Source organism: Bartonella sp. AP11XZML, assembly GCF_042196445.1.
In the GTDB taxonomy this organism is placed as follows: domain Bacteria; phylum Pseudomonadota; class Alphaproteobacteria; order Rhizobiales; family Rhizobiaceae; genus Bartonella.
In genome coordinates this window covers 1-15,591 of the sequence record NZ_JBHIQF010000090.1, presented here as the reverse complement: position 1 = coordinate 15,591, position 15,591 = coordinate 1, and the positions used below count along the sequence as shown (strand labels likewise).

General features: G+C 35.9%; 13 protein-coding genes and 2 tRNA genes. 8 read left to right on the top strand and 7 right to left on the bottom strand.

The genetic code is table 11. From position 1 onward, the window contains the following. Positions 1-27: 27 nt before the first annotated feature. From purC to rpe, 4 genes are all read right to left on the bottom strand, one after another. Positions 28-792, bottom strand: coding sequence for a phosphoribosylaminoimidazolesuccinocarboxamide synthase (gene purC, locus ACFIMG_RS08770; protein ID WP_375679243.1), 765 nt, complete (start codon positions 790-792; stop codon positions 28-30). Between the two features lie 173 nt (positions 793-965). After that, positions 966-1,514, bottom strand: coding sequence for an RBBP9/YdeN family alpha/beta hydrolase (locus tag ACFIMG_RS08765; RefSeq protein WP_375611547.1), 549 nt, complete (start codon positions 1,512-1,514; stop codon positions 966-968). Positions 1,515-1,583: 69 nt separating this feature from the next. Beyond that, entirely contained in the window at positions 1,584-2,891 is a 1,308-nt protein-coding gene (purB, locus tag ACFIMG_RS08760) for an adenylosuccinate lyase (protein WP_375679244.1), read from the bottom strand. Beyond that, a complete protein-coding gene (gene rpe / locus ACFIMG_RS08755) occupies positions 2,891-3,577 on the bottom strand; it encodes a ribulose-phosphate 3-epimerase (protein WP_375679236.1) in 687 nt (228 codons plus the stop codon). The genes purB and rpe overlap by 1 nt, the downstream gene beginning before the upstream one ends. A gap of 146 nt (positions 3,578-3,723) precedes the next feature. Here rpe and ACFIMG_RS08750 point away from each other — a divergent pair, with 146 nt between their 5' ends. Together ACFIMG_RS08750 and dksA are read left to right on the top strand one after the other, a co-directional pair. Continuing rightward, on the top strand, positions 3,724-4,263 hold the full coding sequence (locus tag ACFIMG_RS08750; protein ID WP_375611549.1) for a flavin reductase: 540 nt from the start codon (positions 3,724-3,726) through the stop codon (positions 4,261-4,263). Between the two features lie 307 nt (positions 4,264-4,570). Further along, on the top strand, positions 4,571-4,987 hold the full coding sequence (gene dksA / locus ACFIMG_RS08745; RefSeq protein ID WP_015856486.1) for an RNA polymerase-binding protein DksA: 417 nt from the start codon (positions 4,571-4,573) through the stop codon (positions 4,985-4,987). A 52-nt stretch (positions 4,988-5,039) separates the two neighbouring features. Here dksA and ACFIMG_RS08740 read toward each other — a convergent pair whose 3' ends face one another. Further along, positions 5,040-5,516, bottom strand: a complete 477-nt coding sequence (locus ACFIMG_RS08740; protein WP_375679237.1) for a hypothetical protein — start codon at positions 5,514-5,516, stop codon at positions 5,040-5,042. A 217-nt stretch (positions 5,517-5,733) separates the two neighbouring features. On the opposite strand from ACFIMG_RS08740, the gene ACFIMG_RS08735 reads away from it, so the two are divergent. Next, complete coding sequence (locus ACFIMG_RS08735; RefSeq protein WP_375679238.1) at positions 5,734-8,268, top strand: response regulator; 2,535 nt, start codon at positions 5,734-5,736, stop codon at positions 8,266-8,268. Positions 8,269-8,548: 280 nt separating this feature from the next. Here ACFIMG_RS08735 and purN read toward each other — a convergent pair whose 3' ends face one another. Both purN and purM read right to left on the bottom strand, forming a co-directional pair. Next, positions 8,549-9,160 carry a phosphoribosylglycinamide formyltransferase gene (gene purN / locus ACFIMG_RS08730; protein ID WP_375679239.1) on the bottom strand — a complete coding sequence of 204 codons (612 nt, stop codon included), beginning with the start codon at positions 9,158-9,160 and terminating at the stop codon, positions 8,549-8,551. Further along, positions 9,157-10,266, bottom strand: coding sequence for a phosphoribosylformylglycinamidine cyclo-ligase (gene purM / locus ACFIMG_RS08725; RefSeq protein ID WP_375679240.1), 1,110 nt, complete (start codon positions 10,264-10,266; stop codon positions 9,157-9,159). Before purM ends, purN begins: the two co-directional genes overlap by 4 nt. Before the next feature lie 158 nt (positions 10,267-10,424). Here purM and ACFIMG_RS08720 point away from each other — a divergent pair, with 158 nt between their 5' ends. The 5 genes from ACFIMG_RS08720 to ACFIMG_RS08700 all read left to right on the top strand — a co-directional run bounded on the left by ACFIMG_RS08720 (position 10,425) and on the right by ACFIMG_RS08700 (position 13,621). After that, a complete protein-coding gene (locus ACFIMG_RS08720; RefSeq protein WP_375632188.1) occupies positions 10,425-11,636 on the top strand; it encodes an AI-2E family transporter in 1,212 nt (403 codons plus the stop codon). Then, complete coding sequence (hdaA, locus tag ACFIMG_RS08715) at positions 11,633-12,322, top strand: DnaA regulatory inactivator HdaA (protein ID WP_375617798.1); 690 nt, start codon at positions 11,633-11,635, stop codon at positions 12,320-12,322. The genes ACFIMG_RS08720 and hdaA overlap by 4 nt, the downstream gene beginning before the upstream one ends. Before the next feature lie 711 nt (positions 12,323-13,033). Beyond that, positions 13,034-13,110: transfer RNA gene (locus ACFIMG_RS08710), tRNA-Pro, on the top strand. Positions 13,111-13,199: 89 nt separating this feature from the next. Next, a complete protein-coding gene (locus ACFIMG_RS08705) occupies positions 13,200-13,505 on the top strand; it encodes an ETC complex I subunit (protein ID WP_375611556.1) in 306 nt (101 codons plus the stop codon). Between the two features lie 39 nt (positions 13,506-13,544). Beyond that, positions 13,545-13,621 (top strand) — tRNA-Arg (locus tag ACFIMG_RS08700). Positions 13,622-15,591 lie beyond the last annotated feature (1,970 nt).

Below are 15,591 nucleotides of genomic sequence, written 5' to 3'. Positions count from 1 at the left end.
TATAAGGTGATGTTTTTTACCTTGTTTTTACTTTACGAGAACGGGACCACTTGGTCGTGTTGGTTCGTTTTCATTCATAATACCAAGACGTTTGGCAACTTCTTGATAGGCATTAATAAGCCCTCCCATATCACGACGAAAACGGTCTTTATCCATTTTTTCTTGTGTGTGCATATCCCATAGTCGTGCAGAATCAGGAGAGATTTCATCAGCAAGAACAATGCGCATTGTTTCATCTTCCCACAGGCGACCAAATTCCATTTTAAAATCAATTAATTGGATGTTAACACCGGCAAAAAGCCCAGAAAGAAAATCATTAATACGAATTGAAAGTTGCATGATATCTTCTATCTCTTGTGGGACAGCCCACCCAAAAGCTGTGATATGTTCTTCCGTTACCATAGGATCATCGAGAGAATCATTTTTATAGTAGAATTCAATGATGGATTGCGGAAGCGGGGTTCCTTCTTCCAGTCCTAAACGCTTAGCAAGAGAGCCGGCAGCAACATTGCGAACAACAACTTCCAATGGAATGATTTCCACCGCTTTAATAAGCTGTTCGCGCATGTTTATACGTTTGATAAAATGTGTTGGGATGCCCAAACGTCCAAGATGGCCAAAAATATGTTCCGAAATTCGGTTGTTTAAAACCCCCTTTCCGTCGATAATTTCATGTTTTTTTGCATTAAAGGCAGTTGCATCATCTTTAAAAAATTGAATATAAGTCCCTGGTTCAGGTCCTTCATATAAAATTTTAGCCTTGCCTTCATAAATACGGTGGCGACGATTCATCATGATTCTCTATTTATCTTGAGAGGTTTTTAATAACATTGATAAATGATACTATCCTAATTGATAGAATTTCTCAATGATATTGCTATGATACTTTTATAATTTTTATCATTACACGTTTACCCAAAGGTGAAGATACATAAGCGATGAGAAAGAAGATCACCTCTTTTGGATCAAATTTTTGCAAGAAAGTGAGAGAGGACCATAAGCCCTTCAGGCCAAGGTCCGTGTCCGGATTCTGCGTTAATATGGCCAGAATACCCAGCATCAACAAAGAGTGATCCCCAATCATTGGCAATTTTTTCTGCTACTGAAAATTGACAAAACTCATCGTTGCGACTGGCTATGACAATAGAAGGAAAAGGAAGCTTTTGGCGATGATAGGGGCCAAATGTCATTAAATGTTTGGGACGTATTTTTTCATTGGCGACATCTGGAGGTGCAACAAAGAAAGCGCCACAAATTTTTTCTGTATTTTGTACAGTTGCATGAATAACACTGGGAACTCCTAATGAATGAGCAATAAGCATAACAGGCCTTTGAGCTTTTGCGATGGCGGTTTTAACTTTGTTAACCCACTCTTCACAAACAGGCTTTGACCAATGGAGTTGTTCAATGCGGCTGGCTGTCGACAATTTTTTTTCCCAGCGTGTTTGCCAATGATCTGGACCAGATCCTTTGTAGCCAGGAACAATAAGAATATCGAGTTGATTTGCTTTCATGAATTGTTTTTCTTTGTTACAACAGATTTTTGATCATAGGTTGAATGGATTTTGGTTTTCTATGTCACTTTATTGTTCTTCAAAAACACGTTTAAAAATCGTATTGATATGTTTGGTGTGGTAAGAAAGATCAAATTTTTCGCGAAGTTCTTCTTCACTTAAAGCTTTGGTAACATCTTTGTCGTTGAGGAGTTCTTCTAAAAAATCTTTTCCTTGTTCCCAAACTTTCATCGCATTTCGTTGTACAATCCGATAAGAATCTTCACGACTAATCCCTACTTGTGTGAGTGCTAAAAGAACCCGTTGTGAGTGAACAAGACCGCGGAATTTATTGAGATTTTTTTGCATATTTTCTGGATAGACAATGAGATTTTCAATGACAGATGTGAGGCGAGAAAGAGCAAAATCAAGTGTAATAGTCGCATCTGGAGCAATATAACGCTCAACAGATGAATGGGAAATATCACGTTCATGCCAAAGAGCTACATTTTCCATGGCTGGGAGTGCAAATGCACGTACCATACGGGCTAATCCAGTTAAATTTTCTGTTAAAACTGGATTACGTTTATGAGGCATTGCCGATGAACCTTTTTGCCCAGGTGAGAAATGTTCCTCTGCTTCAAGAACTTCTGTTCGTTGTAAGTGGCGTATTTCTATTGCTAGCCTTTCAATAGAGGAAGCAATAACACCAAGTGTTGCAAAAAACATAGCATGACGATCTCTTGGTATTACTTGGGTGGAAACCGGTTCAGCACGCATCTTCAAGGCTTTTGCTACATGTTCTTCAACGCGTGGATCGATATTAGCAAAAGTTCCTACAGCTCCTGAAATCGCGCAAGTAGAAATTTCTTCTCGTGCAGCAAGAAGACGTTTGCGACAACGGGAAAATTCAGCGTATGCAAGAGCAAACTTGATTCCAAATGTTGTCGGTTCAGCATGAATGCCATGACTCCGCCCAATGGTGATTGTCTCTTTATGCTCAAAAGCACGTCTTTTTAATGCTTCAAGAAGTTGATCTATATCCTCTAGCAAAATATCACTCGCACGCATCAATTGAATGTTCAGCGTTGTATCGAGAACATCAGATGATGTCATGCCTTGGTGGATAAAACGTGCCTCTGGTCCAATGAATTCAGCTAGGTGGGTTAGAAATGCGATAACATCATGTTTGGTAATTGCTTCAATTTCATCAATGCGATTGACATCAAATTTAGCTGCTGCCCCTTTTTCCCAAATGACTTTGGCGGCTTCTTTCGGAATAATCCCTAAGTGAGCAAGGGCATCACAGGCATGGGCTTCAATTTCAAACCAAATACGATATTTTGTTTCGGGAGACCAAATTGTTACCATTGCAGGGCGGGAATAACGTGCGATCATCATTTTTTTCCTTGTTGTGAGAGGATTGCGGCTTGGCGCAATGCACTAATACGTGTTTTGTAAAGCTCTTTATTTCCATCTTTATAAATTGCAGAGCCTGCGACAAATACATTTGCACCAGCTTTTGCAGCTATCCCAATTGTATCAACGGTGATACCACCATCAACTTCAAGATCAATAGGGCGGTTTGCAATCATGTTTTTAACGCGCTTAATTTTATTTTTTATTTCTGGAATAAAACTTTGTCCACCAAAACCGGGATTGACCGTCATGATGAGAATGAGATCTAATTGATCAAGCAAATATTCAAGTACATGTTCAGGGGTGCTTGGATTGAGTGCGATTCCTGCTTTTTTCCCCATTTTTTTGATTGTTTGTAATGAACGATGAAGATGTGGACCTGCTTCAGCATGAATAGTTATAATATCTGAACCTGCTTTTGCAAAAGCTTCTAAATAAGGGTCTACTGGTGCGATCATCAGGTGGACATCAAATATTGCTTTTGTTAATGGGCGTAGAGCTTTGACGATTTCAGGACCAAAGGTGATGTTAGGAACAAAGTGCCCATCCATAATATCAAGATGAAGCCAATCTGCACCAGCATCAACAACATCTAACATTTCTTGTCCAAGTTTAGAAAAATCAGAAGCCAAGAGAGAAGGCGAAATGAGATGAGAATGGGGCATTAAAATCTCCTTAGATTGGCAGTTTTTATCATATCGCTGTGTATACACAAATATTTTTTGTGTTATGACGGAAAAGAAAAAATATGTATTATAGGTCTTTTTATGGAAAGATTGCTTGAAATTTTAAAGCTTTATAAGTGAAAGATATGTCGAATCATAAAACATATTTGATGCCTGAACTTCAACATAAACATACTATTGCGGTTTCTTCTCAAGAATATCGAGATGCCATGAGTCTTTTTGCAGGAGCTGTGCATATTGTGACAACAAATGGTATTAAGGGAAGACGTGGGGTGACTGTTTCGGCGTGTTGTTCTTTATCTGATGATCCTCCAACCCTTCTTGTTTGTCTCATGCGTCATAATTTAAAGAATCAGGTGTTTATGGAGAATGGAAATTTTTGTGTTAATAGCTTGGCAGGAAAACATCGCTCATTAGCGGATGTTTTTTCGAGGCGTTGCAATTCTACACAAAATGAGCGTTTTGATGTTGCTCAATGGGGAGCTTTGCAAACGGGGGCGCCTAGTCTTTCAGACGCTCTAGCGTCGTTTGATTGTCGTTTGATTTGTTGGCACGAACACGCAACCCATTGTGTTTTGATTGGTGAGGTTGTTGCAATCAACTGTAATAAAGAAAAAGATGCTTTGATGTATTTGAAACGTGAATATCACACTTTGCCTTTATAAAGATTTTATTTTTTGCATTGATGAAATGATTTATTGTTGCTTCATTTAGATTTTAAACAATGTAGAGAGTAGGGGAGGGATGGCTCTGATATCTGATTTCCTTCTTTTTAAAGTTTTTCAATAAGCGAGAAAAATGATTCTGGATGAGATTTGATCAAGAATTCAATCTACATAAAAAAGCGATCAAACCTAAACAGTGCATTTAGATATATTCGTCGATTGTTATGAAAAAACATTTTACTCTTGTGTTGATGGGTATTGCACAATATATAGACCGCACATAGCATATGTGGAGGTTTTTTATTGCATGAGCGAAGAGATTGATGGTCAATATCGCCCTAGTGAAGATGAGCCTTTTATGAATGAGCGGCAAAAGGCGTATTTTCGTGCTAAATTGGTTTCTTGGAAGAATGATATATTAAAAGAAGCTCGTGAGACTTTGGAAAATTTGCAGGAAGAGAATGTTGGTCAGCCCGATTTGACTGATCGGGCTTCTTGTGAAACTGATCGTACAATCGAATTACGTGCTCGTGATCGTCAGAGGAAACTTATTTCAAAAATAGATGCTGCTTTAGAGCGCATTGATAATGGGACATACGGTTTTTGTGAAGAAACCGGCGAACCCATTAGTATCAAGCGTCTTGAGGCTCGGCCGATAGCCGTTTTGTCATTGGAAGCGCAAGAACGTCACGAACGACGTGAAAGAGTTTATCGCGATGATTAAGGTTATTGAGATGATAAACAAATGAAATTCGTGGTGATGAAATTGTATATTTTTATTTTTGAGGGGTAGGAATGAATAAAGATGGTTCTTGCCGCCCCTCAATTTCGGCGGTGATGGCTGAATCTTTTACCGCTTGATTCGTAAAAGGAGAGGGATTTTTATCCGATACATCGTTTCTTTCTGGAGGAGCGGAATTTAGATGTGTGTCTGTTTCTCTTTTTTGTATTTTTGATGTACCAGTAATATCGGATTCTACAACCACATCTGTTAATCCGCCAATAAGGAGCAAATGTTCTTTATTATCGCAACGGACTAAAACAAGGCGGCGTGCTCGATCTATAGAAATTACTTCACATAATGCTAATCGTGATAGACTTTTTTTTCTATTAATGCTGTATCTTCCTGTACTTAAGCGACGTAAAAACACGATAATTACGGTAATAGCTGCGATTGTTATTATAAAAAGCAAAAAGCTTATCGTTATGTTTGCAGCAGATACACCTATCTGCTCTGATAACCAGATATACATAGATCTTCTCCCATTTTGGATGGAAATATTATTTTTTATTGAGATAAATTTATAAACATACCCTCAAAAGATTCACTTATAATGTAAGAAATAAACTTTTGAATATTAAGCGAGTTTATCTTAGATAATATCATAGTATATACTTTATAACAACATAACAACGAATATAAAGGAAGTTTGTGACATAAGAAATAGCTATAAGCTAAGGCAAAGAGAGATGGATAAAGATTTTGAGAATAATGAAAGATCAGCGTCTTCGTTTCACCGGAGAGTTGTGATTTTTGGTGTTGTTTTTGTATTAGGTTTTCTTTTCATTGTGGGTATTTTAGGTTTTTTTTATCCACAAAACTATTTGCAACAGGCGATATCAATATCTTTTTTGATTCTAGCAATGATCGGTGTTGCAACACTCGTTTTGTGTGGAATGGGAATTTTAAGATATCATGTGTGGTCGCATGAAGATTTTGATTTTAGCATCTTTAATAGGAGCGATGATGCAATTGTAATCTCTGATCTTTCTGGTTTTGTTTATTATTCTAATCAAAACTATCGAAAAATTCTGACCTATAAGCCTGAAGTGTCTTGTTATAGGGTTATTGCAGATCTGCCAGGAGCTGGTGCACTCTCGTACCGCTTAAAGGTTGCAGCCTGTAATAATCTTGCAGCGCAAGAGGAATTAAGAGTAGAACAGCCAATTTTTACCGATTCTACACCCAAAAAAGCTGTTTGGTATAATATTTCCGTTCAACCTATCACAAAACAGAAAAAAAAGCTTTTATTTTGGCGTATTACTGATATTTCGCACTTACAACAAACGCGAGAAGTTTTTTTCTCGAACCTTCAAGAGGCTATCAATCACTTGGATCAAGCTTCTATTGGTTTTGTATCCGTTAATAGACAAGGAACTATTCTTTATGCCAATGCGACTTTTGCAGAATGGTTTTCAATTGATTTAGCGAATTTCTCAATTGGTCAACATAATTTTGATTCGTTATTTGATAGCGTTGGCGCTAAGAGCTCATGGAGTGATATCTGTTTACAAACCAACAGATATCAAAGTTCAGGTTACTCTTTACCTTATAGGTTTTCGTTATGTTTAAATTCACACACGACTTGTGAGAAAATATTCCATTGTCTTATATCTGTTTCTTCTCTCTTAGAAGAGGAAGCCATTTATCGTGTTGTGATCATTCCACAACAAATACAAAAAGAAGAGGATGATCAATTAAAATTACCCAGTATATTAGGAGAATATTTTGATGCGAGTCCTTTTGCAATAGCTGTGGTGGATCATGCAGGGCAATTGGTTCATATGAATAAAGCTTTTTCATCACTCACGGGATGTATGGACAAAGCTGTCAATTTTTATGATGTTATTTCTCGTCGTGATTGTGTGCAGTTAGAGCGTTCTTTTCAGAGAATTGCGACAAATGAAAATTATTTTGTTTCTCTAGAAACTGTTTTAGAAAAAAATGAAGAATGCCATTTACGGCTCCATATTATGTCTGTACCGCCCTATCACGGTGATGCATTGCAAGATTTGCTTATTATCTCTGTGATTGAAACAACCGAACAAAAAACTCTTGAAGATAAAATGATGCAAAGTCAGAAGATGCAAGCTGTAGGACAATTGGCTGGCGGCATTGCTCATGATTTTAATAATGTTTTAACAGCAATTTTAATGTCGTGTGATCTTCTTTTAAATACGCATCGTAGTTCTGATCCTGCTCATGCTGATCTGATCAATATTAAAAACAATGCTAATCGTGCAGCTGCTCTTGTCCAGCAATTATTAGCTTTTTCTAGAAAGCAAACACTTCGACCTGAAGAAGTTGATTTTACTGATTTTTTATCAGATATCCGCAATCTTATTTTACCACTTTTGGGGAATAATATTCAGTTAAAAATTATCCATGGAAGAGATTTGTGGAGCGTTGAAGTTGATCAAGCATCTTTTCAGCGTGTTATTATGAATTTGGTTATTAATGCGCGTGATGCCATGTTAGATGGAGGTATTGTTACGATTGCGACTAATAATATTACAAAGCAACAAAGTGCTGAATTTAATCATCTTGGATTAGCAATTGGCGAGTATGTGCAATTGACTATTTCAGATACAGGGGCTGGTATATCTGCTGCTATACAAGAAAAAATGTTTGAGCCATTTTTTACAACAAAAGAAGTTGGAAAAGGAACAGGACTTGGTTTATCAATGGTTTATGGAATTGTCAAGCAGAGCGGTGGGTATATTTATTGTGAAAGTAAAGAAGGTGAAGGAGCAACATTTCATATTTTTCTTCCCCGTTATATCCCCAATATAAAAGGAGAAATTTCTCAAAAGATTGAAAAAGATGAAGAGAAAGATAAAAATATAGACTTAACAGGATCTGCGACTGTTTTATTGGTTGAAGATGAAGATGCGGTCAGAATGGGGGGGGTAAGAGCTCTTCAAATGAGAGGATATACGGTTTTAGAGGCAGCAAGTGGGGTGGAAGCACTCTCTATTCTTGAGGAACAAAAAGGAGATGTTGATATTATTGTTTCCGATGTGGTGATGCCAGAAATGGATGGGCCCACTTTATTGAAGGAAGTCTGTAAAAACTATCCTGGTATCAAATTTCTTTTCGTTTCTGGATATGCAAAAGATGCTTTTGCTAAAAATCTTCCACAAGATGCTGTTTTTGGTTTTTTATCTAAACCTTTTACACTCAAACAGTTAGCTGTAACAGTTAAAGAAACACTTTCATCATGAGTAAAAATTTATGCAGTAGAAAAATTGCGTATTTTAAGATTTTTTAGGCTAAATACCAGAGCATTTTGATAAATAGTGTTTATGATAATGTCATAGAACTGAATAAAGAAGAATTTTGAAAATGAACTAAAATTCAAAAAAATCATATGTTTTGTGCAAAAATTTATGAAGAGATGGACTCTATTATGTCAACATTTCATAGAGATTTTCAATTGTAGATACTGAGCAAAAACTATGTGTAAAGCATTGAAATATGCTGATTAATAGATTGTTGATACACTCAAAGAGATAAAAGCTGTTGTTGCGTATCTATCATTTTGCTCTTTCCTTCAATAAATGCTTTTAAGGCTTCGGGATAGAGTTTATGCTCTGCTTTAAGAACTCTTTGTGCTAAGCACTCAGCAGTATCATGGGGATAGACTGGAACGGCTGCTTGGGCAAGGATTTTTCCTGCATCCATGTCTTCTGTAACAAGATGAACAGTGCAACCCGTGATTTTTACACCTGCTTGTAAAGCTTTTTCATGTGTGTTTAAGCCTTTAAATGAAGGCAAAAGAGAAGGATGAATGTTTAAAATTCGTCCTTCATAAAGTTTTACAAAACGTGGTGAGATAAGGCGCATATACCCTGCAAAGCAGAGAAAATCCGGTTTATATTGATTTAAAATTGTAAAAATATTTTCTTCATGCTCTTCTTTTGTTTTGTAAATTTTACGATCAACAATATGAATAGGTAAGTTATGGTTTTGCGCCTTTTCAATACCGTTTGCATGCGGATTATCGCAAATAACCGCGACGATTTCAGCAGGATATTCCGTTTGTTGACTAGCTTGAGCAAGGGCGACCATATTGGACCCATTACCAGAAATGAAAACGACGATTTGTTTTTTCATAAATGCAGTACCCCTTTATAAAGTATTCCTTTATTTTGATCTTGGCATTTTGTTAAAATGCCAAGGGGAGTTACAGTCTCTCCTTTTCTTTCAAGAGCTTGTGTAATTGTTTCAGCTGCATGCTGTGCTACGATAATGATCATGCCAATACCACAATTAAATGTTCTTAACATTTCTGTTTCTTCTATTTTACCTTGTTTGGCAATCCATGAAAATACTGCTGGAACATTGATGCTAGAAAGATTAATTTCAGCGCAGAGAGAGGATGGAAGGACACGTGGAATATTTTCAGGAAAGCCTCCACCCGTAATATGAGCAAGAGCTTTAATCCCTTCATATTTTCGCATGATGGGAAGAAGCGATTTTACATAAATGCGTGTTGGTGTAAGAAGTGCTATACCAAGGCTGTTTTCGGGGGAAAAAGGGGCAGGGTCATTCCATTTGAGATAATTTTGCTGGATGATTCGTCGAACAAGCGAAAAGCCATTGGAATGAATTCCAGAGGAGCTTAGACCTAATATAACATCACCTTCTATCAAATCTTTTGAAGGGAGTAGCTTGCTGCGTTCGCATGCTCCTACAGCAAAACCGGCTAGATCATAATCTCCCTCTGCATACATTCCTGGCATTTCTGCAGTTTCTCCTCCAATAAGAGCAGCACCGGCTTGTTTACATCCTTCTGCAATACCAGAAACAATCGCAGCACCTTGTTCAGGGTCGAGCTTTCCAGTTGCAAAATAATCCAGAAAAAAGAGAGGTTCAGCTCCTTGTACGAGTAAATCATTGACACACATAGCTACAAGGTCAATACCTACAGTGTTATGGTGCCCCACTTCAATGGCAATTTTTAATTTTGTTCCCACACCATCATTGGCTGCTACTAGGATAGGATCTGTAAAGCCAGCTGCTTTTAAATCAAAAAGGCCACCAAACCCGCCAATTTCTGCATCTGCTCCGGCTCGTTTTGTCGCGCGTATAAAAGGTTTGATTTTTTCTACCATAGCATTACCCATATCGATGTTTACACCGGCTTTTGCGTAGGTAAGACCAGCTTTTAATTTATCCCCAGCCTTGGATTTATTATTTGTAAGATCTTGATTGCTCATTGGAGCCTTCCTTTAATGGAAAATCAGGTTTTGATATTATGCAATGCCATGATAGAGTTCTCTCTGCAAGAGATATTGATAAGAAAATAAGCAACTTTTCTTGTACCTTATTTTGAAGTTGTTTATAATTTTTTGTGAAGATTTTTTTAGGATATTTTATGAGCAAGATATCAGATAATCACGGACAGTCTTCTTGGCAACTTATGAAAAAGAAAGTGAGTGAGAATACATCTCGTGATCGTTATAAGACTTATGTGCCAGCGTATACTCAATTACCGTTGCCGAATAATATGAAAAGGCAAATCTTTTTTTGGCTTGGTACGCTAATTTTTTTCATTCTTTTTATGTTTGTTTTTGGATCGATTTTGCTTCCTTTTGTGGCAGGGATTGTGTTGGCTTATTTTCTCAATCCCATTGTTCAATTACTTGAAAAATTTGGTATTCGTCGTGTGTTTGGGACTGTCCTTATTACCTTATTTATTGTTATTACCTTTGTTGCTGCTTTAGTTATTTTGATTCCTGTTATTAGTTGGCAAATACAGCAATTTATGAGTGATGGTTTACCTGTCTATATTAATCGTATTCAAACCTTTTTTGTTGAGCATGATTTTGATTGGTTAAGGCGCTATTTTGGAAGTGATCCAAATGAATTACGGAATAATATTAAAGGATTTTTGGGAGAAGGTTCGGATTTTATCACGTCTCTTTTGAATTCACTTTTAAAGTCAGGAAAATCAATCGTTAATATCGTTAGCCTATTTGTTGTGGCACCTGTGGTGGCATTTTATATGTTATTAGATTGGCCACGTATGGTAACAGCAATCGATTCGTTAATACCGCGGGATCATCTGGAAACCGTTCGTAGTATTTTTCATGAAATGGATAGAGCTATTGCAGGCTTTGTTCGTGGACAAGGAACAGTTTGTCTCATATTGGGAGGCTATTATGCTATTGGTTTAACGATTGCAGGACTCAATTTTAGTCTTTTGATTGGTATGTTTATTGGTCTTATTAGCTTTGTTCCTTATATCGGCACAATGAGTGGTTTGGTCCTTTCTGTTGGTATTGCATGGGTCCAGTTTTATCCCAATAATTGGGGGGGAATCATTGTTGTGATGGCACTTTTTTTAATTGGTCAATTTATTGAAGGTTATATTCTTCAACCCAAGCTTGTAGGTTCATCAGTGGGATTACATCCCGTATGGTTGATGTTTTCACTTTTTGCTTTTTCTTCACTCTTTGGTTTTACTGGTATGCTTGTTGCTGTTCCTGCGGCAGCGGCTGTTGGCGTTTTAGTTCGTTTTGCTCTTCATACTTATCTGAGTTCTCAGATGTATTCGCGAAGCGGAAATTCGGAGCCGCTAAAATGAATGGGCGTGAAACGCAATTATCTTTAAATTTTCCTTATGATCCGATTTTTCAATTTGAGGATTTAGTGGTAACGGAAAGCAATCGTATGGCTTTTCAGCTTATTGATCACTGGCCCAATTGGAGCTTACCTATTGCAGTTTTGGTTGGTAAAGAAGGATCTGGAAAAACGCATTTTTCTAATATATGGCTCCAAAAAGCAGATGCTTTCAGGATTCAGCACAATGAACTTGATCAGGCTGTTACTATGGCTTCTTTAGGCAGATCATTTTTAATAGAGGATATTGATACAGGTGAAATCAATGAGACAGAACTTTTTCATTTAATTAACAGTATTAAGCAAGCAAATCTTGATGCACGACAGGCTACTTTATTGATGACGGCACAAACACTTCCTTCCGCTTGGAATTTAATGTTAAATGATCTAAAAAGTCGTCTTAATTCGGTGATGTTCGTTGAAATTAATCAGCCTGATGATGCATTGTTAACAGCTGTTGCATTTAAGCTTTTTTCCGATAGGCAACTTATTGTACATCCAGATACGGTTTATTATCTTGTAAGCCGTTGTGAACGTTCTTTATTTTCATTGAAGCGTGTTATTGATTCTGTTGATCAGTTGGCATTACAAAGAAAAAGAAAAATAACACGTGCTGTTATTGCTGAAGTTTTAAATAGAAGAAATCCGTAAATACTCCTTATCATGGCTTACTTATTCTGTCCTTCTATTATCGTTTCAATATGTGGAAGACAAGTCATTTAAATTTTCTTCTTTTGGGATATCTATATAAGAGTAAAAAATAGTGTTTTTTACTCTTATCGTGTTTTTATTTTAAATAGCTTTGAGATTTTATTGTATGATGTTGAATTCTTACCATCTTCGCATTTGAAAATTTTTCTAAAAAGAGCGCTTTATTTTATTTATAATAAAACCTTTGTGCTTTGAAAAAATGTTTGTTGTTTATGGGTTTGGATTGTAGAAGATTCTAGAATTTTTAATAAAAGAATCCTTGGGAAGATAGAAAAAGAGGGGAAAAAAGCTTAATACAGCTGAGTTTTTTGGCTTATGTTTTCTTTGGGAAAGTTTTTCTATGATATTTAAGTCATTTTTTTCTAAAATTGTATCTGTGGAATGTGTTTTGATACAATGAGAGCTTGCTTAAAACAGGATAAAAATTATGAAATCCTTATAAAGAAATTCGTTATTTTTTAATATAGATTGGATTTTCTTACGGAAGTTATTTTCTACTATTTGTCAATAAATTTGTTATTGAGTAGGGGGAAAAATTAAAAAATGTGCTTTTTTGTAAAGAAATGCAACAAAATTAAAAAAAAGTGTGTTTTTCTCTTGCACTTCTGTTGTGAAAATTTTAGGAAATGTGCATCAAGTAAATGTAAATGGCGGAGCGTAGCGCAGCCTGGTAGCGCACCTGATTTGGGATCAGGGGGTCGTAGGTTCGAATCCTATCGCTCCGACCATATTTGATTGAGTGTGTGAGAATGACCCAATTGGGTACGTGTGGTGAGAAACTATCATCCAAGCGTTGTGTAATCTGAAGGAAAAAGGCATGATCGCACGTATTTATAGTCCTGCTAAGACAGCTATGCAGTCAGGTAAGGGGAATACAGGTTTTTGGATTCTAGAGTATGAGCCAATGAAAGCAAAAATGCTTGAACCTCTTATGGGCTACACGGCAACGTCTGATATGAATAATCAGGTAAAGATTCGATTTAATAGGAAGGAAGAAGCGATTGCTTTTGCACGTAAGAATGCTATCTCTTACCGTGTAGAAAAGAAACATACATCGATTCGACGTGCTATTTCTTATTCTGATAATTTTCGCAGTGATCGGCAGCATTCTTGGACACATTGAATTGAAGATGCTATTTTGAATTGAGAAAATAATCAGTTGGGTCCCGTAGCTCAGCTGGATAGAGCAACGGCCTTCTAAGCCGTGGGTCACAGGTTCGAATCCTGTCGGGATCACCATGTTTAAATGATATTTATAGGCTATAAAAAGTTAAAGAGTTTTCCTTTTATTCTACTAGCTTATTTTTCTGTATAATCCCGAACCTTTTTGATGTTTTTTGGTTTATTTTGTTGCTACACGTTTTCTGTTGACTGTTTTAGTATAAAATGATGCTGTTTTCTCTTTTTCAGTAAAAATTGCTTTTGATTACTGAAACTTGTGGCATTGCGTTTTCTTGCCGCGTGTTGCTACTACATTACATGCTTTAGGAAACAGATTGTAAAAATTCTTTTTTAAGAGATTCTTTTCATCTTTCTGAAAATGAATATTTTATTTCTTAGATTAGATTTAAGCATTGCGGTTAATGCTGGTGAAATTGCAAAAAAAAACATCTATTGTAATTTTTTTATTTTTTATGAATAATATTATTATGTTTTTCAGCATGATCTTTAGTAAAATCGACTTTGATTATATACAAGGCATGATGGATTCGATTTAGAACAGTTTATGAAACATTGAAGAATAAAAACGATATCTGTTTATGATGAGAATTTACAGATGGCACAAGAGGTGGAAAATATCTTCTTGTCTTGGAAGCTGTGATTCATAACGAATTAATTCTTTATAGTTTTTTCGTATAAAAAGATGTTATATGTGCCGTCCAGATAAGATATTGTTTTTTTCAATGAGAGACACTTGCGGACAATTTAATTTAACATGATTGTCACTGTTTCTCAGGTAGGGTTATAGGTTTCATCAATGTTTAGGTTTTCTTAGTCTTATAGGTTTAAGAATGTATACTGTATATTTATATGAATGAAGATAGATTGTATCTTAGAGTTAAATTTTTAGATTTCATATTTACATTTTCAAATGTTTTTTCTTATTTCTTTAATAGTTTGTACATCATGTTAGAAGTATTTTAATATTGGATAACAATCACATTAAAATGTTATGTAGATGAGCTTTGAAGATCTAAACTCACACGGTTCAAGGTGATCATTATTTCAATAGGAATACAGTGTGAGGAGAATGCCATTTTACAGGCTTTATTTTAAGAGATATCTCTTAAAGCTCACTTCACGCTGGCGCTCGTGAATGGTACAATGATAAATCCATTGAGCTCCATCATCTTTACACTTATGATGAAATAAGCTGACATTATCATACACTTTGCCTATTTGTCAGCCTCCGATGTTGCAATAGATCTCAGCACTTGAGGCATTTATCGGCATTTTTGTGCTTTTTTATACAATTTTTACTTAATACTAATTCCTCTTATGACGTGTAAGAGAGACGGTTTTGTTTAATTCAATATAAATAGGTTTGAAATGAGAAAACATTACGATATTCGGATTTCTCATTCAACATGGCAAACAATAAAACATGATTATAAATCAAATGTATTTTTAGAATGAAAAAATTTGCTTTTATCGTGTTTTTTACTCTTTTTAATATTTTATTATAATCTGTAATTGGTAAACTCAAAATACAGCTCTAAGGTTAAGTGTTTTATATCTATCGAAGTGACTGTGGTTATATCTAACTGTTTGGACAACAAGTTGTATACCAATAGACATGAAAGAATTAAAAAAAACAGGGGATAGATCAGGAAACAAACAATATTTTTTAGAACGGAAGCCTATGCTTGTGGAAAGAATTTTAAAATCAAACTTCTAATCTGTTGCAAAATGAGGCTGTTATTACGTTTGTGATACTTTTAGATGGCTTCCCCTAAGAGGCGCTATCAGAACGTAAAAAATATTAGAAACACTCCGTAAAGTATGCCCTTTGTAGAGGCATGTTGCAAAATCTTATTTCCGAATCTTTATTTACGCATCCCGTACCTTGGAAGAATACGATAATTCGATAATTTATTTATACTATAAAGTTGAATGGTGGGCGTGACAGGCAAATAAAAAGCAAGTAAAATAAAATAGTTATGTCTAATATAAGGGAATAGGTGAATCTTGATTCTATTGAGTTTTTT

What these genes read in the sequence shown, in the direction of transcription:
- purC (WP_375679243.1), bottom strand. Translation starts at nt 792, where the DNA reads ATGAATCGTCGCCACCGTATTTATGAAGGCAAGGCTAAAATTTTATAT.
- ACFIMG_RS08765 (WP_375611547.1), bottom strand. Translation starts at nt 1,514, where the DNA reads ATGAAAGCAAATCAACTCGATATTCTTATTGTTCCTGGCTACAAAGGA.
- purB (WP_375679244.1), bottom strand. Translation starts at nt 2,891, where the DNA reads ATGATCGCACGTTATTCCCGCCCTGCAATGGTAACAATTTGGTCTCCC.
- rpe (WP_375679236.1), bottom strand. Translation starts at nt 3,577, where the DNA reads ATGCCCCATTCTCATCTCATTTCGCCTTCTCTCTTGGCTTCTGATTTT.
- ACFIMG_RS08750 (WP_375611549.1), top strand. Translation starts at nt 3,724, where the DNA reads ATGTCGAATCATAAAACATATTTGATGCCTGAACTTCAACATAAACAT.
- dksA (WP_015856486.1), top strand. Translation starts at nt 4,571, where the DNA reads ATGAGCGAAGAGATTGATGGTCAATATCGCCCTAGTGAAGATGAGCCT.
- ACFIMG_RS08740 (WP_375679237.1), bottom strand. Translation starts at nt 5,516, where the DNA reads ATGTATATCTGGTTATCAGAGCAGATAGGTGTATCTGCTGCAAACATA.
- ACFIMG_RS08735 (WP_375679238.1), top strand. Translation starts at nt 5,734, where the DNA reads ATGGATAAAGATTTTGAGAATAATGAAAGATCAGCGTCTTCGTTTCAC.
- purN (WP_375679239.1), bottom strand. Translation starts at nt 9,160, where the DNA reads ATGAAAAAACAAATCGTCGTTTTCATTTCTGGTAATGGGTCCAATATG.
- purM (WP_375679240.1), bottom strand. Translation starts at nt 10,266, where the DNA reads ATGAGCAATCAAGATCTTACAAATAATAAATCCAAGGCTGGGGATAAA.
- ACFIMG_RS08720 (WP_375632188.1), top strand. Translation starts at nt 10,425, where the DNA reads ATGAGCAAGATATCAGATAATCACGGACAGTCTTCTTGGCAACTTATG.
- hdaA (WP_375617798.1), top strand. Translation starts at nt 11,633, where the DNA reads ATGAATGGGCGTGAAACGCAATTATCTTTAAATTTTCCTTATGATCCG.
- ACFIMG_RS08705 (WP_375611556.1), top strand. Translation starts at nt 13,200, where the DNA reads ATGATCGCACGTATTTATAGTCCTGCTAAGACAGCTATGCAGTCAGGT.